Source organism: Azospirillum canadense (assembly GCF_025961225.1).
Taxonomy (GTDB): domain Bacteria; phylum Pseudomonadota; class Alphaproteobacteria; order Azospirillales; family Azospirillaceae; genus Azospirillum; species Azospirillum canadense.
The window spans coordinates 504,166-527,954 of record NZ_JAOQNG010000007.1 but is presented as its reverse complement, the minus strand read 5'-3'; the positions used below and the strand labels follow the sequence as shown (position 1 = coordinate 527,954).

22 protein-coding genes are annotated in these 23,789 nt (G+C 68.6%); 18 read left to right on the top strand and 4 right to left on the bottom strand.

Annotation, left to right across the window (positions count from 1 at the left end):
* Position 1 precedes the first annotated feature (1 nt).
* The 16 genes from M2351_RS30075 to M2351_RS30000 all read left to right on the top strand — a co-directional run bounded on the left by M2351_RS30075 (position 2) and on the right by M2351_RS30000 (position 15,184).
* A complete protein-coding gene (locus M2351_RS30075; protein ID WP_264659705.1) occupies positions 2-853 on the top strand; it encodes an ABC transporter ATP-binding protein in 852 nt (283 codons plus the stop codon).
* The gene (locus M2351_RS30070) at positions 850-1,626 is read left to right on the top strand and encodes an ABC transporter permease (RefSeq protein WP_264659704.1); all 777 of its coding nucleotides are present in this window, start codon (positions 850-852) and stop codon (positions 1,624-1,626) included. The genes M2351_RS30075 and M2351_RS30070 overlap by 4 nt, the downstream gene beginning before the upstream one ends.
* Positions 1,623-2,372, top strand: a complete 750-nt coding sequence (locus tag M2351_RS30065) for an ABC transporter permease (RefSeq protein ID WP_264659703.1) — start codon at positions 1,623-1,625, stop codon at positions 2,370-2,372. The genes M2351_RS30070 and M2351_RS30065 overlap by 4 nt, the downstream gene beginning before the upstream one ends.
* 342 nt (positions 2,373-2,714) lie before the next feature.
* On the top strand, positions 2,715-4,112 hold the full coding sequence (leuC, locus tag M2351_RS30060) for a 3-isopropylmalate dehydratase large subunit (RefSeq protein WP_264660373.1): 1,398 nt from the start codon (positions 2,715-2,717) through the stop codon (positions 4,110-4,112).
* A 4-nt stretch (positions 4,113-4,116) separates the two neighbouring features.
* A complete protein-coding gene (leuD, locus tag M2351_RS30055; protein WP_264659702.1) occupies positions 4,117-4,716 on the top strand; it encodes a 3-isopropylmalate dehydratase small subunit in 600 nt (199 codons plus the stop codon).
* A gap of 52 nt (positions 4,717-4,768) precedes the next feature.
* Positions 4,769-5,809 carry a 3-isopropylmalate dehydrogenase gene (gene leuB / locus M2351_RS30050; RefSeq protein ID WP_264660372.1) on the top strand — a complete coding sequence of 347 codons (1,041 nt, stop codon included), beginning with the start codon at positions 4,769-4,771 and terminating at the stop codon, positions 5,807-5,809.
* A 76-nt stretch (positions 5,810-5,885) separates the two neighbouring features.
* Positions 5,886-6,908: an ABC transporter substrate-binding protein gene (locus tag M2351_RS30045; RefSeq protein ID WP_264659701.1), complete on the top strand. Its 1,023-nt coding sequence runs from the start codon at positions 5,886-5,888 to the stop codon at positions 6,906-6,908.
* A complete protein-coding gene (locus M2351_RS30040) occupies positions 6,905-7,753 on the top strand; it encodes an ABC transporter ATP-binding protein (RefSeq protein ID WP_264659700.1) in 849 nt (282 codons plus the stop codon). Before M2351_RS30045 ends, M2351_RS30040 begins: the two co-directional genes overlap by 4 nt.
* Positions 7,734-8,540, top strand: a complete 807-nt coding sequence (locus M2351_RS30035) for an ABC transporter permease (RefSeq protein WP_264659699.1) — start codon at positions 7,734-7,736, stop codon at positions 8,538-8,540. Before M2351_RS30040 ends, M2351_RS30035 begins: the two co-directional genes overlap by 20 nt.
* 28 nt (positions 8,541-8,568) lie before the next feature.
* Positions 8,569-9,333, top strand: a complete 765-nt coding sequence (locus M2351_RS30030; protein ID WP_264659698.1) for an SDR family NAD(P)-dependent oxidoreductase — start codon at positions 8,569-8,571, stop codon at positions 9,331-9,333.
* Positions 9,334-9,351: 18 nt separating this feature from the next.
* On the top strand, positions 9,352-10,092 hold the full coding sequence (locus M2351_RS30025) for an SDR family oxidoreductase (RefSeq protein ID WP_264659697.1): 741 nt from the start codon (positions 9,352-9,354) through the stop codon (positions 10,090-10,092).
* A gap of 36 nt (positions 10,093-10,128) precedes the next feature.
* Entirely contained in the window at positions 10,129-10,971 is an 843-nt protein-coding gene (locus tag M2351_RS30020) for a fumarylacetoacetate hydrolase family protein (protein ID WP_264659696.1), read from the top strand.
* Positions 10,972-11,042: 71 nt separating this feature from the next.
* The gene (locus M2351_RS30015; RefSeq protein ID WP_264659695.1) at positions 11,043-12,086 is read left to right on the top strand and encodes an ABC transporter substrate-binding protein; all 1,044 of its coding nucleotides are present in this window, start codon (positions 11,043-11,045) and stop codon (positions 12,084-12,086) included.
* 26 nt (positions 12,087-12,112) lie between these two features.
* Positions 12,113-13,150, top strand: coding sequence for an amidohydrolase family protein (locus tag M2351_RS30010; RefSeq protein WP_264659694.1), 1,038 nt, complete (start codon positions 12,113-12,115; stop codon positions 13,148-13,150).
* A gap of 55 nt (positions 13,151-13,205) precedes the next feature.
* Entirely contained in the window at positions 13,206-14,243 is a 1,038-nt protein-coding gene (locus M2351_RS30005; protein ID WP_264659693.1) for an ABC transporter substrate-binding protein, read from the top strand.
* Positions 14,240-15,184, top strand: coding sequence for an SMP-30/gluconolactonase/LRE family protein (locus M2351_RS30000; protein WP_264659692.1), 945 nt, complete (start codon positions 14,240-14,242; stop codon positions 15,182-15,184). The genes M2351_RS30005 and M2351_RS30000 overlap by 4 nt, the downstream gene beginning before the upstream one ends.
* Before the next feature lie 24 nt (positions 15,185-15,208).
* Here the strand turns inward: M2351_RS30000 and yghU are convergent, their stop codons facing one another.
* Together yghU and M2351_RS29990 are read right to left on the bottom strand one after the other, a co-directional pair.
* The gene (gene yghU / locus M2351_RS29995; protein ID WP_264659691.1) at positions 15,209-16,087 is read right to left on the bottom strand and encodes a glutathione-dependent disulfide-bond oxidoreductase; all 879 of its coding nucleotides are present in this window, start codon (positions 16,085-16,087) and stop codon (positions 15,209-15,211) included.
* Positions 16,088-16,246: 159 nt separating this feature from the next.
* Positions 16,247-17,323 (bottom strand): LysR family transcriptional regulator, encoded by a 1,077-nt coding sequence (locus M2351_RS29990; protein ID WP_264659690.1) that lies wholly within the window; start codon positions 17,321-17,323, stop codon positions 16,247-16,249.
* On the opposite strand from M2351_RS29990, the gene M2351_RS29985 reads away from it, so the two are divergent.
* Together M2351_RS29985 and M2351_RS29980 are read left to right on the top strand one after the other, a co-directional pair.
* Positions 17,280-18,614 (top strand): MFS transporter, encoded by a 1,335-nt coding sequence (locus tag M2351_RS29985; RefSeq protein ID WP_264659689.1) that lies wholly within the window; start codon positions 17,280-17,282, stop codon positions 18,612-18,614. The two genes, M2351_RS29990 and M2351_RS29985, sit on opposite strands and share 44 nt — an antisense overlap.
* Entirely contained in the window at positions 18,611-19,744 is a 1,134-nt protein-coding gene (locus tag M2351_RS29980; protein ID WP_264659688.1) for a mandelate racemase/muconate lactonizing enzyme family protein, read from the top strand. The genes M2351_RS29985 and M2351_RS29980 overlap by 4 nt, the downstream gene beginning before the upstream one ends.
* 12 nt (positions 19,745-19,756) lie before the next feature.
* Here M2351_RS29980 and M2351_RS29975 read toward each other — a convergent pair whose 3' ends face one another.
* Together M2351_RS29975 and acnA are read right to left on the bottom strand one after the other, a co-directional pair.
* Positions 19,757-21,031: a lactonase family protein gene (locus tag M2351_RS29975; protein ID WP_264659687.1), complete on the bottom strand. Its 1,275-nt coding sequence runs from the start codon at positions 21,029-21,031 to the stop codon at positions 19,757-19,759.
* Between the two features lie 86 nt (positions 21,032-21,117).
* Complete coding sequence (gene acnA, locus M2351_RS29970) at positions 21,118-23,766, bottom strand: aconitate hydratase AcnA (RefSeq protein WP_264659686.1); 2,649 nt, start codon at positions 23,764-23,766, stop codon at positions 21,118-21,120.
* Between the last annotated feature and the right edge of the window lie 23 nt (positions 23,767-23,789).

Sequence of the window (23,789 nt, the reverse complement as noted above, 5' to 3'; positions counted from 1 at the left end):
GATGCGCGCGACGACGGCCATGCCCAGCGTGGCGACGGCGGCAAGGGCGCAGGTGCAGGTGTCCCTGCGCGCGGTCGACAAAGAGTTCAACCGGACCGGCCGGGGAGGGGAGGCCATCCACGCCCTGGGGCCGATCGACCTGGAGCTGAGGCAGGGGGAGTTCTTCGCGGTGGTCGGGCCGTCCGGCTGCGGGAAATCGACCCTGCTGGAGCTGGTCGCCGGCCTTTCGACGGCGACGCGGGGCGAGGTCGCCTTCGAGGGACGCCCCATCAAAGGCCGGATTCCGGACGGCGTGGGCGTGGTGTTCCAGGAGGATGCGTCCTTTCCCTGGCTGTCCGTCCGCGACAACATCGCCTTCGGCCTGCGCCGGATGAAGATCGACCCGCGGGAACGGGAACGGCGGATCGACTCCGCCCTCGCCATGATGGGGCTGACCGCCTTCGCGCAGAGCTACCCGGCGCAGCTGTCGGGGGGCATGCGGCAGCGGGTGTGCATCGCGCGGACGCTGGTCACCGAGCCCCGGCTGATCCTGCTGGACGAGCCGTTCGGCGCGCTCGACCAGCAGACGCGCCTGCTGATGGGCGACGAGGTGCTGAACCTGTGGCGCAAGACCGGCGCCACCGTGTTCCTGATCACCCATGCGCTGGACGAGGCGGCGATGCTGGCCGACCGGATCGGTGTCATGTCGGCGCGTCCGGGACGGCTCATCGACATCATCGAGACGGGCTGGTCCAGGGACCGCGACAGCCGCATCGTGCAGGAGGAGGCCTTCGGCGCGATCACGGCGCGGCTCTGGCGGTCCCTGCGCAGCGAGTCCCTGAAGTCCATCGGCAAGCCGGAGGCGGGACCATGACACAAGCCGGAGGCGGGATCCTGAAACGCGCGGCCCTGTGGAGAATTGCCCTGCTGGTCGTCGCCGTGGGCGGTCTGGAACTCCTCTGCCTGACGGGCCGCATCGACCGGCTGACGATGCAGCCGCCGCATCGCATCCTGGTGGATATGGTGGCGCTGCTGGCCGGCGGGCAGCTCAACACGGCCATCGCGAAAACCCTAGGGAACGCGGCGCTGGCCTTCGTGATCGCCATGGTCGTCGGCGTCACCGTGGCGGTCGTGCTGCATTACTTCCGGTCGCTGCGCCACACGCTCGATCCGCTGTTCGCGACCTACTACGCCATCCCGATGTTCGCCTTCTACCCGCTGCTGATCGTCCTGTTCGGCCTGGGCGACACGCCGCAGATCTTCATCGGTGCGATGCTGGCCGTCGTGGCGGTGATCGTGAACACGCTGAACGGGCTGGACCGGATTCCGCGCGTGCTGCTGAAGACGGCGCGGGTGAACCAGCTGTCGGCCTGGGAAACGGCCACGCAGGTGATGCTGCCCTGCGCCACCCCCTACATCCTGACCGGGGCGAAGCTCGCCGTCGCCTATTCCCTGATCGGGATCATCGGGGCGGAGTTCATCATGTCCACCGGCGGCATGGGATATGAGATCAGCTTCGCTTACACGAATTTCGACAACGCGAAGATGTACCCGCTGATCCTGCTGATCCTGGCGGTGTCCATCGCCATCAACACGCTTCTCGCCCGGTGGGAGAAGGTCCTGATGGCGCGGCGGGGGCTGTCATGAGCGCGGCGTCCATGCGGGGCTGGGGCAACACGCTGAAGCTGGTCGTGCTGCTCCTGGTGGTCTGGCAACTGATGGCGTGGTTTGTCGGCGACGTCGCCCTGCGCACGCCGCTCCAGACCGTGGTGTTCACGGCGAAGCTCGTCGCGACGCCCGTCTTCTGGGGCCATTTCGCGGAGACGGCCCAGGCCTTCGGGATGGCTTTGCTGCTGGCGGTGGCGATTGGCCTGTCGCTGGGATTCCTGCTCGGCCTCAACCGCTTCGCCAGCGAGGTGCTGGAGCCGTTGCTGGTCGCGGTCTATTCCATTCCGAAGATCACGCTGTACCCGATCCTGCTGCTGTCCTTCGGACTTGGCATCGCGTCGAAGGTCGCCTTCGGCACCATCCACGGCGTCATCCCGATCACGCTGTTCACGCTGGGCGCGGTGCGCGCGGTGCGGCCGGTGTTCATCAAGACCGGGCGCGTCATGGGGCTGGGCACGGGCCATATGATCGCCACGATCCTGCTGCCCGCCGCGATGCCGGAAATCTTCACCGGCCTGCGCGTGGGTTTCTCGCTGACCCTGATCGGGACCCTGCTGGGGGAGATGTTCGCCTCGCAGCGCGGCCTCGGCTTCCTGCTGATGAACGCGATCGGCCTGCACAACGTCGATCTCATCATGGCGCTGACGTTCCTGCTCGTCCTGTTCGCGGGCAGCGCCAGCAGCCTGCTCCTGTACCTCAACCGGCGGCTCTACGAGCGCGCCTGACGGGGTTCCGCCACGTTGGTGCGTCCGGCACACGCGCAACCCCCTCACCCTAACCCTCTCATCAGGGGGGAGAGGGGATATTAAGCGCGATGGTCCCCTGCCATCGTCATCCGCGATGGCAGGTTGCCGGATTACCACTCTGCGGGCCGGCGGCGCCGATGCAGGATGGTTGGCGAACAATCCGTCCGACAGACCATCCGGTCACAATGACGCTCCGCTGACAACCGGCGACGGGCCATCGGGTCCCGCCGGACCGGGCATCGACTGTCCGTGATGCCGCGGCTGCGGCTGCGAACAAAGGGCAACACCGTGGACCACAGCGCCAACCACACGCCAAGAACCATGCTCGACACGATCTGGGACAGCCACCGGATCCTGTCGCGCGACGACGGCCAGGATCTCCTGTTCGTCGACCGCCATTTCATTCACGACGTTACCGAACCCGCCTTCCGCATGCTGCGGGACCGTGGGCTCGCGCCGCGGTCGCCCGGGCGCATCTTCGGGACGCCCGACCATTACGTGCCCACGCACAGCCGCAAGGCGACGGCGATCAACGATCCCGAGCGCCGCACCATGATCGAGGCGCTGACGCGCGACGCCCGGGGGGCCGACATCACCGTCTTCGGCCTGGGCGACCCGCGGCAGGGGATCGTGCATGTGGTGGGGCCGGAACAGGGGCTCAGCCTGCCGGGCATGATCATCGTCTGCGCCGACAGCCACACCTCGACCCACGGGGCGGTCGGGGCGCTCGCTTTCGGCATCGGCGCGACGGAGGTCGGGCATGCGCTCGCCACCCAGTCGCTGTGGCAGCGCCGGCCGGGCCGGATGCGCGTCTCGGTGGACGGGACGCTGGGCGCCGGCGTGACCGCCAAGGACGTCATCCTGGCGATCATCGCCAAAATCGGCGTCGCCGGCGCGGTCGGGCACGCCATCGAATACGCCGGCTCCGCCATACGGGGCCTGTCGATGGAAGGCCGGCTGACCCTCTGCAACATGTCGATCGAGGCCGGCGGACGGGTCGGCTTCGTGGCACCGGACGACACGACCTTCGCCTATCTGGCCGGGCGCCCCTACGCCCCGAAGGAGGCGGCGTGGGACCGCGCCGTGGCGCGCTGGCGCCGGCTGGCCTCGGACCCCGACGCCGTCTTCGACCGCGAAGTCACGCTGGACGCGTCCGAGATCGCACCGATGGTCACCTGGGGGACGACGCCGGAGGACGCGCTGCCGATCACCGGGCGGGTGCCCGATCCGGACGCGGCGCCGACCGCCGAGCGCCGCGAGACCATGTCCCGCGCGCTCGCCTACATGGGATTGACCCCCGGCACGCCGCTGGAGGAAGTGCCGGTCGACCGCGTGTTCATCGGCTCCTGCACCAATGGCCGCATCGAGGATCTACGCAGCGCCGCCGGCATCGTGAAGGGGCGCAAGGTCGCCGCGGGCGTCGACGCCTGGGTCGTCCCCGGCTCCGAACCGGTGCGGGCGCAGGCCGAGGCCGAGGGGCTGGACCTCGTCTTCAAGACCGCGGGCTTCGAATGGCGCTACGCCGGCTGTTCCATGTGCCTGGCGACGAACGGCGACACGGTGGCCGCCGGCCAGCGCTGCGCCTCCACCTCCAACCGCAACTTCGTCGGCCGGCAGGGCGTCGGGGCGCGCACGCACCTGATGAGCCCGGCCATGGCGGCGGCGGCGGCGGTGACCGGGCGCCTCAGCGACGTGCGCCGCCTGATGGCGGGGGCCTGATCCCATGGAACCGCTTCAACGCATCGAGGCCGTGGCCCTGCCCATCGCTCAACCGAACTGCGACACCGACCAGATCACCCCGGCGCGCTTCCTGCAAAAGCCGCGCTCCGACGATTTCGGCCGCTACCTGTTCGCCGATGTCCGCTTCCGCGCCGACGGGTCGGAAATCCCGGACTTCATCCTGAACCGTCCGGAATACCGGGCCGCCCGCATCATCGCCGCGGAACGCAATTTCGGCTGCGGCTCCTCGCGCGAGCACGCGGTGTGGTCGCTCCACGACTACGGCATACGGGCGGTGATCGCGCCGAGCTTCGGCGACATCTTCCGGTCCAACTGCCTGAAGAACGGCCTGGTGCCGGTAGTCCTTCCGGAGGACGAGGTCAAGGCGCTGCTCGACGGTCTCGCCGCAAGTCCCGGAGCGCACATCGCCGTCGATGTCGTGGAACAGGTCGTGGTCTTTCCCGACGGGTCGGTCCGCGGCTTCGACATCGATCCCTTCGCCAAGCATTGCATCGTCCAGGGCTTGGACGAGCTGGACTACACCCTGTCCCAATCCTCCGCGATCGAGTCCTTCGAACGCGACTACGACGAACGCCATCGCTGAACCGAGCGCGGCGCAAGACATCCAAGGAGACGAACACGTGAAGATCGCAGTCATGGCCGGCGACGGCATCGGTCCCGAGGTCACGGCCCAGGCGGTGAAGGTGCTGCGCAAGGTGCTGCCGCAGGCGGAAACCGAGGAGGCGCCCGTCGGGCTGGCCGCCATCGACGCCCGCGGTGTCCCCCTGCCGGACGAAAGCCTGGCGCTCGCCCGGCGCGCCGACGCCATCCTGTTCGGCGCGGTCGGCGGCCCCGGCGAGGAAGCGCTGCCGCGGGACAAGCGGCCGGGCACCTCGCTTCTGCTGCTGCGCGAGTCCCTGCAGCTCTACGCCAATTTCCGCCCGGCCTTCCTGTTCCCCGAGCTGGTCGGCGCGTCGACCTTCAAACCGGAGGTCGTCGAGGGCGTCGACCTCGTTATCCTGCGGGAGCTGACCGGCGACGTCTATTTCGGCCAGCCGCGGGGGATCGAAACCGATGCGTCCGGCCAGCGCTTCGGCTTCAACACCATGCGCTACACCGAATCCGAGATCGAGCGGATCGCCCACGCCGCCTTCCGCGCCGCGCGCCAGCGCCGCCGCAAGGTCTGCTCCGTCGACAAGGCCAACGTGCTGGAGGTGATGCAGCTCTGGCGCGAGGTGATGATCCGCGTGGGCCGGGAATACCCGGACGTGGAACTCAGCCACCTGTTCATCGACGCCGCCGCCATGTCGCTGATGCGGACGCCGAAGGCCTTCGACGTCATCGTCACCGGAAACATGTTCGGCGACATCCTGTCCGACGCCGCCGCCATGCTGACGGGATCCATCGGCATGCTGCCGTCCGCGTCGCTCGGCGAAGGGGACAAGGGGCTTTACGAGCCCATCCACGGCTCCGCGCCGGACATCGCCGGCCGGAACCTGGCGAACCCGCTGGCCGCGATCCTGTCGCTGGCGATGCTGCTGCGCCACAGCTTCGGCCTCGACGACAAGGCCCGGCAGGTCGAGACCGCAGTCCGCACCGCGCTCGCCCGCGGCTTCCGCACCGCGGACATCCACCAGCCGGGAACGGAGCGGGTCGGCACCGACCAGATGGGAGATGCGGTCGTCCAGGCGCTGTGACGAAAAGCATCCCGTCCGCTTCGGCGGACGGGGAACCCGCCCGAGTTGAGGTCATAAAAACAAAGGAGGAAAGGCCATGAAGCGCTTGTTCGTGTCGACGGTGACCGCCGCGTTGCTCCTGATGGGCGGTGGGGCGGCCAACGCCCAAGGCAAACCCGAAAAGACAGAGGTCCACATCGCCGCGGCGTCGGTGGGCATGACCTACCTGCCCATGATCGTCGCGGAATCGCAGGGCTACTTCAAGGACGAGGGCCTGGACGTGACCATCGCCGCCTTTTCCGGCGGGTCTAAGGCGTTGGAAGCCCTGCTCGGCGGCAGCACGGACATCGTCGCCGGGGCCTATTCCAACACGCTGACCATGGCCATGAAGGGCCAGACGCTGGTCACCTTCGCGTCCCAGGTGAATTGCCCGGCCTGGATCTTCGGCATCGCCAAGAAGAACAAGGACACGGTCAAGTCGCCCAAGGACCTGAAGGGCAAGCGGATCGGCGTCAGCGCGCCCGGTTCCAGCACGCACATGGCCGTCAACTACATCCTGCACAAGGCCGGGCTGAAGGGGTCGGACGTCTCGATCATCGGCGTGGGCCAGGCGGCGGGCGCCGTGGCGGCCATTCGTTCCGGCCAGATCGATGCGCTGATCGTCAACGACCCGGTGGCGACCATCCTGGTCGACGGCGGCGACATGCTGGCGATGGCCGAGATGCGCACCGAGGACGGCAACCGCAAGGTCTTCGGCGCGGACTATCCGGAATCCAGCCTCTATTCGACCAAGCGCTTCATCGACGAAAACCCCAACACGGTCCAGGCGGTGACCAACGCCATCGTCCGCGCGGAACGCTGGATCGCCAAGGCGACGCCCGCCCAGGTGACCGCCGCCGTGCCCGACAAGTACCTCGTCGAGGATAAGGATCTGTACGCGCGCGCGTTCGAGAACAGCCGCCGCTGCATTTCCCAGACCGGCGTCCTCTCCGACCAGGGGGCGAAGACGGTGCGCGACGTGCTGGCCGCCTTCGACCCGGCCATCGGCACGGCGCCGATCGACCTCGCCGCCACGTACGACAACCGCTTTGCGCAAAAAGCCGCGGAGGCCAGGCCATGAACGTTCTGAAGCACAAGTTCGCCGAGCAGCGATACCCCGCCAGCCCGACGATCAACTTCGACGCGGTCACCTGCGCCTTCGCCAGCAACGAGGGCGGCGGAAAGACCTACACCGCCATCCGCGACGTGACCCTGACGGTCAACGATGGCGAGTTCCTGTCCATCGTCGGCCCCACGGGGTGCGGAAAATCGACCCTTCTGAACGTGGCGGCGGGGCTGATGCGCCCGTCCAGCGGCCACATCAGCATCTTCGGGAAGGAGCTGCAGGGCGGGCTGAACCGCGACGCGTCCTACCTGTTCCAGGCCGACGCACTGATGCCGTGGAAGAACGCGGAGGACAACGTCGCCGCCGGCCTGATCTTCCACGGCACGCCGAAGGCGGAGGCGCTGGAAGTGGCGCGGGACTGGCTGGTGCGGGTCGGCCTCGACGGGCACGGCCACAAGTACCCGCACCAGATGTCCGGCGGCATGCGCAAGCGCGCCGGGCTGGCGCAGGCGCTGGCGCTCAACCCGCGCATCCTGCTGATGGACGAGCCGTTCAGCGCGCTGGACATCCAGACGCGCCAGCTCATGGAGAACGAGCTGCTCCAGCTCTGGGCCGCCGACCGCAAGTCGGTGATGTTCGTGACCCACGACCTGGAAGAGGCGATCGCCCTGTCGGACCGGGTGGTTGTCCTGTCCGCCGGGCCGGCGACCCGCCCCATCGCCGAGTTCGACATCGACCTGGACCGGCCCCGCGAGGTCGCGGACATCCGGATGACGCAACGCTTCCTGCAACTGCACGCCGCCATCTGGGACGTGCTCAAGGGGGAGGTTCTGAAAAGCTATGCGCGCACTCGCTCTTGATCCGCGCAACCGCGGGCTCGTCCAGGCGTCGCGCCTGATCCTGCTGTCGGGCGGCGTCTTCATCTGGTGGCTCTGCACGACGATGGAGTGGCTTCCGCCCTTCTTCTTCGGCGACCCCATCGTCGTCGCGCAGCGGATGGTCGGGTGGTTCATCTCCGGCGAGATCTTCCTCCACCTCTACACCACGCTGCTGGAAACGCTGCTGGCCTTCGGCATCGGAACCGCCCTGGGGCTGGGGGTGGGGTTGTGGCTGGCGCTCAGCCCCTTCTTCGCCGAAGTGACGGACCCGTTCCTCAAGGCCTTCAACTCCATGCCGCGCCTGATCTTCGCGCCGATCTTCGCGCTGTGGTTCGGGCTGGGCATCTGGTCGAAGATCGCGCTCGGCGTCACGCTGGTGTTCTTCGTCGTGTTCTTCAACGTCTTCCAGGGTGTGCGCGAGGTCAGCCCGGTCGTGCTCGCCAACACGCGCATGCTGGGCGCCAGCTCCCGACAGCTGATGCGCCACGTCTATCTGCCCTCGGCGATGAGCTGGGTGTTCTCCAGCCTGCACAACGCGGTCGGCATCGCCTTCGTCGGCAGCGTGGTCGGCGAGTATCTCGGGTCGGAGAAGGGCGTGGGCTACGTCATCCTGTTGGCCGAAGGCGTGTTCGACATCAACTCGGTCATCGCCGGCATCCTGCTGCTCACCATCTTCGCCCTGCTGCTCGACGCCGCTGTGTCCTTCTGCGAGGACCGCTTCATGCGCTGGCGCCCCGAGGCCGGGCAGACCGTCGGCGCGACCGCCTGACGCCCGCGATAGGAAGGAACGACCAATCGTGCAGACCAACAGCATCAATCTCGACGGGCGGGTCGCCGTCGTCACCGGCGGCGCCCAGGGCATCGGCCACACGGTCGGGCAGCGCCTGATCGCGTCGGGCGCCCGCCTCGTGATCTGGGACATCAACGAGGAGGGGCTGGCGAAGGCCAGGGGCGGTCTGCTCGACGCGGGCGCGCCGGCCGTCCACACCGAGCGGGTCGACATCGCCGATTACGCCAGCGTGGAGGCGGCCGTCGCCGGCACGGTCGCGGCGTTCGGCGGCATCGACATCCTGGTGAACAACGCCGCGATCGTCGGCCCCAACGCCACGCTGGCCAACTACCCGCTGGACGCGTGGCGCAGCGTGATGGACGTCGACGTGAACGGCACCTTCCACTGCTGCCGCGCCGTCGTCCCGCTGATGACGGCGAAGAACTACGGGCGCATCGTCAACGTCGCCTCGATCGCCGGCAAGGAGGGCAACCCCAACGCCGCCGCCTACAGCGCGGCCAAGGCCGCCGTCATCGCCATGACGAAGTCGCTGGGCAAGGAACTCGCCGCGCACAACATCGCGGTAAACTGCGTCACGCCCGCCGTGGCCCGCACCCCGGGGGCGATGGAGCAGGCGCCGGAGCACATCCAGTACATGCTGAGCCGCATCCCGCGCGGGCGCTTCCTCGAACTGCCGGAAGCGGCGGCGATGATCGCTTGGCTGGCCAGCGAGGAAAACTCCTTCACCACCGCCGCGGTCTTCGACCTGTCGGGCGGCCGGGCGACCTATTGAACCCTGACGGGATGCATCATGTCCGGAAGACTTCTTGGTAAGACCGCCATCGTCACCGCCGCCGCGCAGGGCATCGGGCGGGCCACGGCGGAAGCCTTTGCACGCGAAGGCGCCCTGGTCTGGGCGCTCGACATCAACGAGGAACGGCTGGGCGACCTTCCCGACCTTCCCAACATCGTCCGCCGCCGGTTCGACGTGCTCGACGGCGCGGCCGTCGCCACGGCGTTCGCGGACATCGGGCCGGTGGACGCGCTGTTCAACTGCGCCGGCTTCGTCCACAGCGGCACCATCCTGGACTGCGACGAGGCGGCGCTCGACTTCAGTTTCGACCTGAACGTCAAGTCGATGCACCGCATGATCCGCGCCGTGCTGCCCGGCATGCTGGAGCGCGGCCGGGGCGCCATCGTCAACATGTCCTCGGTGTCGTCCAGCGTGAAGGCGGTGCCCAACCGCTACGCCTACAGCGTCACCAAGGCGGCGGTCATCGGCCTGACCAAGTCGGTCGCCGCCGACACGGTGGCGCACGGCGTCCGCTGCAACGCCATCTGCCCCGGCACGGTGGACTCGCCGTCGCTGCAGGAGCGGCTGCGCGCCCAGGGCGATTACGAGGCGACCCGCGCCGCATTCGTCGCCCGCCAGCCGGTCGGCCGGTTCGGCAGGCCGGAGGAGATCGCCGAACTGGTGGTCTATCTGGCGTCCGACGCGTCGGCCTACACCACCGGCGCCATCCACGTCATCGACGGCGGCTGGACCGCCTGAACCAAGAAAACACAACGGAACGACGGAAACAGTCCAATGAAGCTGCTTCGTTTCGGCCCCCCGGGCCAGGAAAAGCCGGGCCTCCTTGACGCCGAGGGGCGCATCCGCGACCTGTCGGGCCACGTCGCCGACATCGCGGGCGACGCCCTGCTGCCGGACGGCCTGGCCCGGCTGAAGGCCATCGACCCCTCGTCGCTGCCGGTGGTGGACGCCGGCGTGCGGCTCGGCCCCTGCGTTGCGGGGACCGGCAAGTTCATCTGCATCGGCCTGAACTACTCCGACCACGCGGCGGAGACCGGGGCCGAGGTGCCGCCGGAGCCGATCATCTTCATGAAGGCCACCAGCGCCATCGTCGGTCCGAACGACGACATCGAGATCCCGCGCGGCTCCGAGAAGACCGATTGGGAGGTCGAGTTGGGCGTGGTCATCGGCAAGACCGCCAAGTACGTCTCCGAAGACGAGGCGATGGACCACGTCGCCGGTTATTGCGTCATCAACGACGTGTCGGAGCGCGCCTTCCAGGCCGAGCGCCAGGGGCAGTGGACCAAGGGCAAGTCGGCCGACACCTTCGGCCCGACCGGGCCGTGGCTGGTCACCGCCGACGAGATCGAGGACCCGCAGAAGCTGCCGATGTGGCTGGAGGTCAACGGCCATCGCTACCAGAACGGCAGCACGGCGACGATGATCTACGGCGTGCGCTACCTCGTGGCCTACCTGTCGCAGTTCATGTCGCTGCGGCCGGGCGACATCATCTCCACCGGCACGCCGCCGGGCGTCGGGCTGGGGCAGAAGCCGCAGGTCTACCTGAAGGCCGGCGACGTGGTGACGCTCGGCATCCAGGGGCTGGGCACCCAGCGCCAAGTCGCCGTTCAGGCCTGACCCGCCGGAGGCCGCGCCCCGCCGCCACACGGCCGGGGTGCGGCAGCCCCGCGAACACCGGAGGAAACGCCATGAAAAGCGCAGCGCGCGTGCTGACGCTCGCCCTGAGTGTCATGTCATCCAGTGTCATGCCGTCCATCGCCCTTGCCCAGCAGACTCCTCAACAGGCGCCGGAGCGTCCGAACCTCCATCTTGGCGCGGCGGCGGCCGTCGTCAGCTATGTGGCGCCCTACATCGCGCAGGCGCAGGGCTACTTCAAGGACGAAGGGCTGGACGTCAGCATCGCCAATTTCCAGAGCGGCGTGAAGACCATGCAGGCCGTGCTGGGCGGCAGCGCCGACGCCGGCATCGGGTCCTACGGCCACACGATCACCTTGGCGGCGAAGGGGCAGAGGGTGCGTGCCTTCGTCAATTACCTGCGCTGCCCCGGTTATTCGCTGCTGGTGCGCAAGGGGTCCACCGTCGCGTCGATCAGGGATCTGAAGGGGGCGAAGATCGGCGTCACGTCGCCCGGTTCGTCCACGCACCAGTCCCTCAACTACCTGATGATCAAGGCCGGGCTGACGCCCACCGACTACACGCCGGTGTCGGTCGGGAATTCCGCCGGTTCGGTGGCCGCGGTGAAGAACGGCAAGATCGACGCGACGATCGTCGTCGAGCCGCTGGCCTCGCTTCTGGTGTCGGGCGGCGACGCCACGATGCTGCTGGACATGCGCACCGACAAGGGCAGCGTCGCCGCCTTCGGCGGCCCCTATCCGGAGGGCAGCCTCTACGCCACCGACGACTTCATTAAGGCGAACCCGAAGACCATCCAGGCGATGACCAACGCCGTGGTCCGCGCCAACAAGTGGCTGCAGACCGCGACCGCCCGGCAGGTGGTGGACGCGCTGCCTAAGGAGTTCGTCGGGACGGAGCCGGAAACCTTCGCGCGCAGCTTCGAGAACATCCGCTCCTGCCTGTCGCCGGACGGCCGGATGACCGAGGACGGCGCCAAGCAGGTCTTCGAGATCATGGCGACGTCGGAAGCCGATCTGCGCACGGCCTCCGTCGATCTCGCCAGCACCTACACCAACGACTTCGTGGACGTCGCGCTCCGCAAATACGGCCCGAAATGACGGCGGCAGGAAACGGGGAAAGGACCATGAGCGAGGCGAAGGCGGACATCCATCTTCCGGTGCGGCCGGACTGGCTGGCGCTGCACAGCGAGCCGGTGCTGGAGCCGGAACTGGCGATCATCGATCCGCACCATCACCTGTGGGATCGGCCGGGGGCGCGCTATCTCCTTCCGGAGCTGCTGGAGGACACCAGCGCCGGCCACCGAATCCTGGCCACGGTGTTCATCCAATGCCAGGCGATGTACCGGCGCACCGGGCCGGAGGCGTTACGGCCGGTCGGCGAGACCGAGTTCATCAACGGCATCGCCGCCATGGCGGCCAGCGGAACCTATGGCCCAACGCTGGCCTGCGCCGGCATCGTCGGCCACGCCGACCTGCGTCTGGGCGATGCGGTGGAGGAGGTGCTGCTGGCGCACATCCGCGCGGGCGGCGACCGTTTCCGCGGCATCCGGCACATCACCGCGTGGGACGCCGATCTTTCGCTGCTCAACCCGCGCAGCGTGGCGCTGCCGCGGCTGATGGAGGACCGGGCCTTCCGCGCCGGCTTCGCCCGCCTGGGCCGGTTGGGGCTGTCGTTCGACGCCTGGATCCTGCACCCGCAGATCGGCGAGTTGGCGGCGCTGGCGGATTCCGCGCCGGAAACGCAGGTCATCCTGGATCACGCCGGCGGGCCGGTCGGGCGGGGCGCCTACGCCGGCCGGCGCGAGGCGATCTTCCCGACCTGGGCAGCGTCGATCCGCGAGCTGGCGAAGCGCGACAACGTCGTGGTGAAGCTGGGCGGCATGACCATGCGGGTCAACGGCTTCGGCTTCGAGCAGCGGCCGGCGCCGCCGAATTCCGAGGAGGTCGCCGCGGCTTGGAGGCCGTATGTGGAAACCTGCATCGAGGCCTTCGGCGCCGACCGCTGCATGTTCGAAAGCAATTTTCCGGTCGACAAGGGCTCGCAGAGCTACGTGGTGATGTGGAACGCCTGCAAGCGCCTGGCCCGGGGCGCCTCGGACGACGAGAAGGCGGCCCTGTTCCGCGAGACCGCGCGCCGGGTCTACAGGCTCCAGCTGACGTGAGTTGCCCGGCGGATCGTTCGACAACAAGAGCCCGGAAGGGCAGGGGGAGGAACCGATGAGGATGCGCACAGCCATTCTGTCCGTCTGCGTGGCGGCGCTGATCGCCGGCGCCGGCGCGGGAACCGCGAACGCGCGCGGGGCGCTGGAGAAGACGGAGATCCATCTGGCCGCGGCCGGCCTGGGCTTCCCCTACCTGCCGTTCATGATCGCCAGCCAGCGCGGCTACTTCAAGGACGAGGGGCTGGACGTCAAGATCGGGGTGTTCTCCGGCGGCTCCAAGGCGCTTGAGGCGCTGCTGGGCGGCAGCGCGGACATCGTCGCCGGCGCCTATTCCAACACCATCACGATGGCCGCCAAGGGGCAGAATCTGGTGTCCTTTGCGGTGCAGGCCAACTGCCCTGATTTGGTGTTCGGAACGACCAAGGCCGGCAAGGAAACCATCGCGTCGGTCGCTGACCTTAGGGGGAAGCGCGTCGGCGTCAGCGCCCCGGGGTCGAGCTTCCACATGGTGGTGAACTATCTGCTGTCAAAGGCGGGCCTGTCGTCGAAGGACGTGTCGATCATCGGCGTCGGGGCCTCGTCCGGCGCCGTCGCGGCGGCGCGCGCCGGCCAGATCGACGCGCTGATGATCAACGACCCGGTCGCCACCATGCTGGAGGACAGCGGCGACCTGTTCGCGCTGGCGGAGATGCGCAGCGAGGACGGCAACCGTGCGGCGTTCGGCGGCGACTACACCGAGGCCAGCGTCTACGCCACCCGGTCGTTCGTCGAGAAGAATCCCAACACCGTGCAGGCGATGGCGAACGCCATCGTCCGCGCCGAACGCTGGATGGTGCAGGCGACGCCCGAGGATGTCTCCGCCAGCGTGCCGCCCGACTATTTCGTCAGCGACAAGGCGCTGTTCGTGAAGGCGTACTCCAAGCTCGGCCGCTGCCTGTCGACCGACGGGGTGATGACCCTCGACGCCGCCAAGCGGGTCTTCGACGTGCTGGCGGCGTTCGATCCCAACGTGGCGTCGGCCAAGATCGACCTGTCCGCCACCTTCGACAACCGCTTCGTCCAGGCGGTCGCGCAGAAGGTCGCCAAGCCATGACGGCGCCATCGAATCAGGAGCCGGAGATCCGCGTCGTTGCGAGCGGGCTGCTGTTCCCGGAAGGGCCGGTGGTCCAGGAGGACGGGTCCGTCATGATCGTCGAAATCCAGCGGGAGACGGTCAGCCGCGTCAATCCCGATGGCAGCGTCGATGTGGTCGCCCAGCCCGGCGGCGGGCCGAACGGCTTGGCCGTCGGGCCGGACGGCGCCGTCTACATCTGCAACAACGGCGGCTTTCTGTTCCAGACGATCGCCGGCTACACCCGCACCCGCGCCGGGGTGCACAAGGACTACACCAGCGGCCGGATCGAGCGGCTCGACGTCGTCACCGGCGCGCTGACCACGCTGTACGACCGGTGCGGGGAGCACCCGCTGTGCGGTCCGAACGACATCGTCTTCGACCGGCACGGCGGCTTCTACTTCACCGATTTCGGCAAGAACCGCGCGCGCGACCGCGACCACGGCGGGCTCTACTACGCGCTGGCCGATGGCTCGCGCATCGTGGAGGTCGCCTATCCGATGGTGACGCCGAACGGCGTCGGCCTGTCGCCGGACGGCGCAGTCGTCTACGTCTCGGAGACGGAAACCGGACGGCTGTGGGCGTTCGACCTCGCCGAGCCCGGGCGCGCCGTGCGGCACCCGTTCCCGTCGCCGCACGGCGGGCGTCTGGTGTGCGGTCTGCCCGGCTACCAGCGCTTCGACAGCATGGCGGTGGACGCCCACGGCAATGTCTGTGTCGCCACGCTGATCTCCGGCTGCATCACCGTCGTCTCGCCGAACGGGCAGCTGCTGCGTCAGGTGCCGCTGCCCGACCCGGTGGCGACCAACATCGCGTTCGGCGGCCCCGACCGGAAGACCGCCTACATCACGTTGTCCGGCACCGGTTGCCTCGTCGCCATGGATTGGCCAGACCCCGGGCTCCGCCTAGTCTATTGCCGGTGATCAAGGGGCGCCGGCCGATCAAGCTCAGGGCTGTTCGCCGGCGATCTTGTCTTGCGTTTTGGTGTCGAAATCGCCGGCGTCATGGCGCTCGTGAAGCTGACTGGACGGCGCGCCGCTGGTGCGGTTGACCTTGCGGCCGCGCGCCACAGCAGGCCGCGCGAAGACCTGCTCGGCCCAACGAACGACATTCTTGTAGTCCTGCACGGAGAGGAATTCGGCCGCATCGTACAGCCAGCCCTGCACCAACCCGCCATACCAGGGCCAGATGGCCATGTCCGCGATCGTGTACTCGTTGCCGGCGATGTATTCGTTGTCGGCCAACCGGCGGTCGAGCACGTCGAGTTGGCGCTTGGTTTCCATGGCATAGCGGTTGATCGGGTATTCGAACTTGGCCGGGGCATAGGCGTAGAAATGGCCGAAGCCTCCGCCAAGGAAGGGCGCCGACCCCATCTGCCAGAAAAGCCAGGACAGCGTTTCGGCGCGGGCGGGTTGCTCCGTGGGAAGGAAAGCGCCGAACTTCTCCGCCAGATGCATGAGGATGGCGCCGGATTCGAAGACGCGGATCGGCATTGCGCCGCTGCGGTCCAGCAATGCCGGGATCTTCGAATTGGGATTGATCTCGACGAAGCCGGAGCCGAACTGATCGCCATCGCCGATCCTGATCAGCCAGGCATCGTATTCGGCGCCCGTGTGGCCCAGCTCCAGCAGTTCCTCCAGCATGATGGTGACCTTCTGGCCGTTCGGCGTGCCCATCGAATAGAGCTGCAGCGGATGCTTGCCGACGGGCAACTCCTTCTCGTGCGTGGCGCCCGCGATCGGCCGGTTGATGTTGGCGAACTGGCCGCCGCTGGCGTTGTCCCAGGTCCAGACTTTCGGCGGCGTATAGTCGACATGATCGGTCATGATGCGCTCTCCAGAAGCGTGGCTTACAGCGGTGCCGGGCGGTTGAACGGACGGGGCGCCCGCTTGGTCTCCTCGTCAATGACGCGCTTGATGAAATGCTCCTTGCCGAACTCCCGTGCGGGAAATATTCCCGCAAAGGCGCCCGGCAAGCGGCGTTGGTCAGGTATCGATGTAATCGATCCGCTGCATCACCCGGGCGATGGATCGCGCGACCGCCGCCACCTTGGGATCGTTGACGCCGGTCCGATAGCAAATGAAAAGCCGGCCATTCTCCACCCTTGGATCGGCCGTCACCAGTTGAACCTGGCCCTGCGCGATGAAGCGCCTGGCCATGGGGATGGGAAGCAACCCCGCGCCGACCCCGCCGGCCACCAGCTCCGCGATCACGGCGACGCTTGTGCAGGTGCTGAGACGGCTGGGAACGAGACCCGCCGTTGCGAACCAGCCGCTGATCTGCCGGTGCATGGCCGAGGGGGGAGGGTTGGAGAAGATCGGCTGCGACCAGAGGTCCCGCGGCGTCAGCGGAGCGGCCAATGTCCAGGACGACGGAACAACCCAGCTCGTCGGCTGCGCGCCGAGCGGCTGGAGATGAAGCTGCTCGTCTCCGATTGGGTTGAGCAGCACCGCTACGTCCAACGCGTCGCGCAGAAGGGCGTCTTCCAATGTGGTGCTGGTGGACACCACCCATTCCGGCTGCAGCGCCGGATGATCCTCCAAAAGCCCGGCCAGCAGCGGTGAGAGGCATGTGACGGCAAACCCCTCGGCCAAGCCGACCCGGACGCGGCCCGCGATGGTCCGGGATTCGTCCTGTCCGCCGATGGCCCGCAGCTCGGTCATGATCGCGGACACCCGCGGCAGAAGCAGGCGGCCCTCCGGGGTCAGCCGCAGGCCGCGACCCGTCCGTTCCAGCACGTCGGTGCCCACGGCGTCCCGCAGATCCTTCAGGCGCAGCGACAGCGTGGGCTGGGCCAGGTTGAGGTGCTCGGCCGCGCGTTGTGCGGAGCCCAGCTGGGCGGTCCAGAAGAAGGCCTCCAGCTGCGCGATCGTGATCCGCATATCAGTCTTTCCGCATATCAGAATTTTCAATGTCAGATGTTCAGTACATCCAATTTGATTATCAATGTCAATGAATGGACACTCTCGGGCATCGGAACAAGCGTGGCGGAGTCCGCGCATTTCGGAGGAAACCAAGATGAACGAGCGATCCGACGTCATCGCCAGGGTGGGATGGCGCATCCTGCCGATTCTGATGGTCTGCTATTTCGCGGCCTTCCTGGACCGGGTGAACATCGGCTTTGCCGCGTTGACCATGAACCAGGACCTGGGCTTCTCGGCGTCGGCCTTCGGCTTCGGCGCCGGCATCTTCTTCCTCGGCTACGTGCTGTGCGAGGTTCCGAGCAACCTGCTCCTCGTGCGCTATGGCGCGCGGCTCTGGATCGCGCGGATCCTGATCACCTGGGGGTTGCTCTCGGCGGCGACGGCCTTCGTCTGGAGCCCCGGCAGCTTCTATGCCGTGCGCATCCTGCTGGGCGCTGCGGAGGCCGGCTTCTTTCCGGGCATGATCTTCTACATGACCCTGTGGTTCCCGCGGGAATACCGCGCCCGCATGTTCGGGACGTTCAACATCGCCGTGCCGCTGTCGTCGGTCATCGGCGCCCCCATTTCGGGCCTGATCATCGAGCATCTGAACGGCTGGCACGGCATGGCCGGCTGGCAGTGGATGTTCATCCTGGAAGCCACGCCCGCGGTCATCATGGGCGTCGTCGTCGCCCTCTGCCTGCCGTCCTCGCCCGAGAAGGCCGGTTTCCTGGCCGACGACGAGCGCCGCTGGCTGTCCGCCCGGCTGACCGCCGAACGCGCGGCGCAGGAGACGACGGAGCGCTTCACCGTGTCCCGTGCTGTCCGGGATCCCCGCGTGCTGCTGATGTGCCTGATCGCGGTCGGCCTTGTCATGGGCACGACGGGCATCGCCATCTGGATGCCGCAGTTCGTCAAGGCGTTCGGCCTCACCACCGTGCAGACGGGCTTCGTCGCCGCCATTCCCTCCGCCTTCATGGCGCTGGCCATGGTGCTGGTGGGCCGCCACGCCGACCGGACCGGCGAGCGCGTCTGGCACGCGGCCGGGCCCTTTCTGGTCAGCGCGGCCGGCTTCGTCCTTGCCGCCCTGAGCAGCAACCCGCTGGTCGGGCTGGTCGGATTGACCATCGGGGCAGCCGGCATCGGGGGCGCATCGCCCAACATCTGGATCTTCCCGACGACCATGCTGACCGGCACCGCCGCCGCGGCCGGCATCGCGCTGATCAATTCCGTCGGCAGCACGGGCGGTTTCTTCGGTCCCACCATCATCGGCTGGGTGCGGGACGCGACCGGCAGCTTCAGCGGGGCGCAGCTGGTTCTTGCCGGCGCCATGGCGCTGACGGCCTGCGCGATCCTGCTGCTCGGCCATCTCATGCGCGATGTGATGCGCGGCGGCATCGTCCCTACGTCCCATCCCGCACAGGAAAGCGCACAGGAAAGCAAGGCATGAGCATCGCCGCCGTCCGTCTCCATCATCTGGTCGCACCGCTGCCCGAAGTCATCGGCAACGCGCTGGTGTCTTTCGACCGCCGGGAGACCCTGTTCGTCGAGGTCGTGAGCCGCGACGGCCTGTCCGGCTGGGGCGAGGCCTGGCACACGCCCGGGGCCGATTTCGTCGTCGTCGCCTCGCGCTTGGCGCCACGCCTGCTGGGGCAGGATCCCCAGCAGATCGGCCGGCTCTGGCAGGAGATGCGGGAGGCCGCCGGCGGCGCCATGGGGGCCGTGGCCGCGGTCGACATGGCGCTGCACGACCTGACGGCGCGCCTGCGCGGCATTCCGGTCAGCACGCTGCTGGGCGGCGCCGTCCGCGATCGCGTCGCGGCCTACGCCAGCGGTCCCTTCTTCAAGCCCGGCGGCCATCCCTACCGGACGTTCGAGCGCGAGGTGGAGGGGTATCTCCGGGCGGGCTTCAAGGCGATCAAGCTGCGCAGCGGCTTCGCCCCGGCGGACGATGCGGCCATCGCCAACGCCATTCGGCGGTTGATGGGGCCGGACGGCACACTGATGCTGGACTTCAACCAGTCCTACGCGCCGCGCGCCGCCCTGGCCGCCGTGTCGGGCATGGAGGAGGCCGGCCTGCTCTGGGTGGAGGAGCCCACGGTTCCGGGGGATCTGCAAGGCTACCGCATGCTGTCCGGCCACATGAAGCCCGCGCTGGCCGGTGGAGAGACCTTCACGGACGCCCGCGCCTTCCGTCCCTTCCTGGAGGCCGGTTGCATGGACGTGCTGCAACCGGACATCGCCGTCTGCGGCGGCTTGACCGGGGTGGGCCGGGTGGCGGCCCTGGCGGAGCTGTACGACCGGCCGGTGGTTCCCCACGTCTGGGGCGGCATCGTGAACTTCCAGGCGGCCTTGCACCTGACCGCGACCCTACCGGCGATGCGCAGCGGCGGTGCAGCGGGGGGGTACCCGTTCCTCGAATTCGACGGCGGGCCGAATCCTCTTCTGGACCTGTGCGGCCGTCCCACCGTCAACGACGATGGGACTGTCACCGTGCCGGATGGCCCAGGCTTCGGCATCGATCTGAACGCCGACATCCTATCGCCCTTTGTCGTCGCACGGCAGGATGTGAGGCGCTGATCGACGGGACGCTTACGTCCGCGCTTGCCCACTGCCGACAGGGTTGAAGAGAATGCAGACGGGGCTGCCCGTGCGCGCCACGGTCCCCAGCGGGGTCAGGGTTCCCGTGTCGGGATCGACGCGGAAACCGACGATGTCGTCGCTGTCCTCGTTGGCGACGAACAGAACGTCGTCGGCCGGGCTGAGGGCGAAGAAGCGGGGGGTCCGTCCGCCGGTGGGTTGCCAGCCAGCGGGGGTGAGGCGGCCGGTGGCCTCGTCCACCGCGAAGGCCGCGACGCTCTCATGGCCGCGGTTGGAAGCGTAGACGAAGCGACCGCTCGCCGAAACCGCGATCTCGGCGGCGCGGCTGTTCCCCACGAAGCTGTCGGGCAACGCGCTCAGCACCTGGATGGGGGTCAGGCGTCCGGCCTCGGCATCGAAGCGGCAGGTGGTGACCGTCGAGTCCAGTTCGTTGACGATGTAGGCGAAGCGGTTCGACGGGTGGAACGCGATGTGGCGTGGTCCAGCGCCTTCGCGGGCTTCGGCCGCGGCTCCTTCGACCGCGGCCAGCTTGCCGGTCGCCGGATCGAGGCGGAAGACGAAGGTCCGGTCCAGCCCCTTGTCGGGAACCGCGATGAAACGCCCGGTCTGGTCGAGCATCGTCTGGTGCGGCTTCGGAAAGGGCTGCTCGACGCGGTGCGGGCCGATCTTCCCGGTCAAAGGGACGAGGTCGCAGAGCTTACCCAGCGCGCCATCCTCCCCGATCGGCAGCACGGCGAGGGACGAGGTGACGTGATTGGGCAGGATGACGAAGCGGTTCGTCGGATCGATGCAGAGGTGCACCGGGTTCTTGCCGCCCGTCGATTCCTGGTTGAGGAAGGTCAGTTCCCCCGATTTCGGGTCGATGCGGAACGCGCTGATCTCGCTGCGGTCACCGTGCACGACATAGAGGAAGCGGCGCTGCCGGTCGAAGCTGAGGAAGGATGGGTTGACGAGGTCGCGCAGGACTTGCACGGGCGTCCAGGTGGCCGCGGCCGGATCGACGCGGTAGACGCTGAGCCCGTCACCCCGCGCGTTCCGCTCCCGGGTCGTCCGCGAACCGACATAGGCGAAGTATGGAATGTTGGGCTGCGGCATGACCTTCGGCGCCTCCTGACGCCCATCGCGGTTGGTGTCGGCCGGTTGCGCCATGGCCTCCGACGCCGGCAGCGCGCCGGCGCAGACGGAGCCTGCGACCAGACCGGCCAGATCCCGGCAAAAGCGGCGACGCGGCAGTGCCGACCCCGTGTCTTTTGCGTGCGAATCCATCGGTTTTTTATCCGTATCGGTTGGTAGCATTGGTCATTTCATCCACTCTTGCGATAATATCTCTTATGCCAATACCTCTTATGATACTACGTTGTTTTCTGGATTGAAGCGGCCGCCAGGGCGCGCCGCAGGATCATCGGGATCACGCCGCCGGCCTGGATGAGCGCGACGTCGAGCGCGGTTTCCAGGAGGGCGGTGGCCTCGCATTGCTCGACGGCGCCCGACGCCCGGCGCAGCACGACCCGAACCGACGCGCGCGGCTCCAGGGCCATAGGATCGGCATGGACTTCCACCCGATCACCCGGTGCGATCTTCAGCGTGTCCGGGCGCCACGCGGACGGCAGGCGCAGGGGCAGGATGCCCATGCCGACCAGGTTGGACCGGTGGATGCGCTCGAAGCTCTGCGCCAGGACCGCGCGGACGCCCAGCAGGTGCGTGCCCTTGGCTGCCCAGTCGCGCGACGATCCGGTGCCGTAGCGTTCTCCGGCGATCAGCACGGTGGGCAGGCCGGCCTGCGCGTAACGGTCGGCGGCGATCCACACGGGCTGCACCTCGCCGGTCGGGGCGAAGACGGTGTGGCCGGCCGGGGCGTCCGGGCACAGCTGGTTGACGACCGTCCTGTTGGTGAACAGGCCGCGCAGCATCACTTCCCAGTTGCCGCGGCGGGAGGCGTAGACGTTCAGGTCCTGCGGATCCGCCCCGCGCGCGATCAGGTGCCGGCCGGCGTCGCTCCCCGCCGGAATGGCGCTGGCGGGGGAGATGTGGTCGGTCGTGATGTCGTCCACCAGCACCAGCAGCGGATGCGCGACGAAGGAGGGGACAGGCGCGTCCTGCGGGCCGAAATTCACGAAGGGCGGCCTGCGTTGGTAAGTGGACTCCGGGTCCCACGGGAATCGCTGCGTATTGGGCGCCTCCAGGTCGCGCCACAGGGGCGAGGCTTCGGTCTCCGCGTAGGCGGTCGCCACGTCGTCCGGGTCGACGGCCGCGGCCAGCGCCGCCTCGATCTCCTCCGACGTCGGCCAGAGATCGGCGAGCCGGACGACCTCTCCGTTCGTGCCGATGCCCAGCGGATCGCGGGTTACGTCCAGCACGGCCCGCCCGCTGAGCGCCCAGGCGATCACCAGCGGCGGCGACGCCAGCAGGGCGGAGGTCAGCTGCGGGTGCACGCGGCCGGGGAAGTTGCGGTTGCCCGACAGCACGACGACCGGCTTGATGCCGCGGCGCTCCATGGCCTCCGCAACCACGGGGAGGAGGGGGCCGGAGTTGCCGATGCAGGTCGCGCAGCCGTAGGCGGCGATCCCGAAGCCCAGCGCCTCCAGATCCTCCAGCAGCCCGGCCCGCGCCAAGCGGCGCGCCGTCGCCGGCGAGCCCGGCGTGAGCGAGGTCTTCACCCAGGCCGGCGGGTGCAGGCCGAGCCGCCGCGCCTTGCGCGCCAGCAGCCCGGCGGCGACCAGCAGGCCGAGGTCCGTGGTGTTGGTGCAGGAGGTGATGGCGGCGATCGCCACCGCGTCCTCCGGCACCTCATCACCCTCCGCGGGCGGTGCGGCGCCGGTGACGAGCGGCGCCATCACCGCCGGCACCTGGTCCGGCGCCAGCCGGTCGTGCGGGCGGCGCGGACCGGCCAAAGTGGGACCGAGCGAGCCCAGGTCGATCGTGATGGTCTCGGTGTAGCGTGGGCTGGCGTTCGGCGCGTACCACAGGCCGATGGCCTGGGCGTAGGCGGCGACCAGCGCCTGGTGCGTCTCGTCGCGGCCGGTGTCGCGCAGGTAGGCCAGCGTGCGCGCGTCGATGGGGAAGAAGCCGGTGCTGGCGCCGTATTCCGGGGCCATGTTGGCGACGACCGAACGCTCGCCAGCCGACAGGCTCGCCACGCCGGCGCCGAAGAACTCGACGAACTCCCCGGCGATGCCCAGCTTGCGCAGCCGCTCCGTCACGACCAGCGCGAGGTCGGTGGCCAGCGCCCCCTCCGCCAGATGTCCGTCCAGCCGCACGCCGATCACCTCCGGCACGCGAAGCGCCAGCGGCACGCCGAACATCACGGCTTCGGCCTCGATGCCGCCCACGCCCCAGCCAAGCACGCCGAGGCTGTTGATCATCGGCGTGTGGCTGTCGGTGCCGACCAGCGTGTCGGGCACCGCCCAGCGCTCGCCCCCATGTTCGCCGGTGCGCTCCTCCACGGCCACGACGGTGGCGAGGCGCTCCATGTTGATGGTGTGCATGATGCCGGTGCCGGGCGGGAAGACGCGGAAGCCGCGCACCGTGTTGGCCGCCCATTTCATGAAGCGGTAGCGCTCGGCGTTGCGCTCCATCTCGCGGGTCATGTTGTGGCGCAGCGCGTCCGGCCGGGCCGAGACGTCCACCGCGACCGAATGGTCGGTGGAGGTCGCGACAGGGCAGGCCGGGTTCAGCCGGGCCGGGTCGCCGCCGGCCTCCGCCAGGGCGTCGCGCATGGCGGCGATGTCCACCAGCGCCGGCCCGCAGGTGGTGTCGTGCATCAGGATGCGGCCGGGGGCGTAGGGGATCTCCGCCTCGCTCCGCCCGGTCTCCAGCCAGCCGAGCAGCGCCCGCCGCCCCGCCTCCGCCACCGCGGCGTCGGGCTGGCGCAGCACGTTCTCCAGCAGGACGCGGTGGCACCAGGGCATGCGCTCCAGGGCGCCACCGGCCGCCGCCCGCAGGTCGATGTGCCGCAGCGTGCCGAACGGTCCGGTCAGGGTTGAGGTGAAGGGTTGAACCATGGGTGATCCTTGGGATCCGGGGG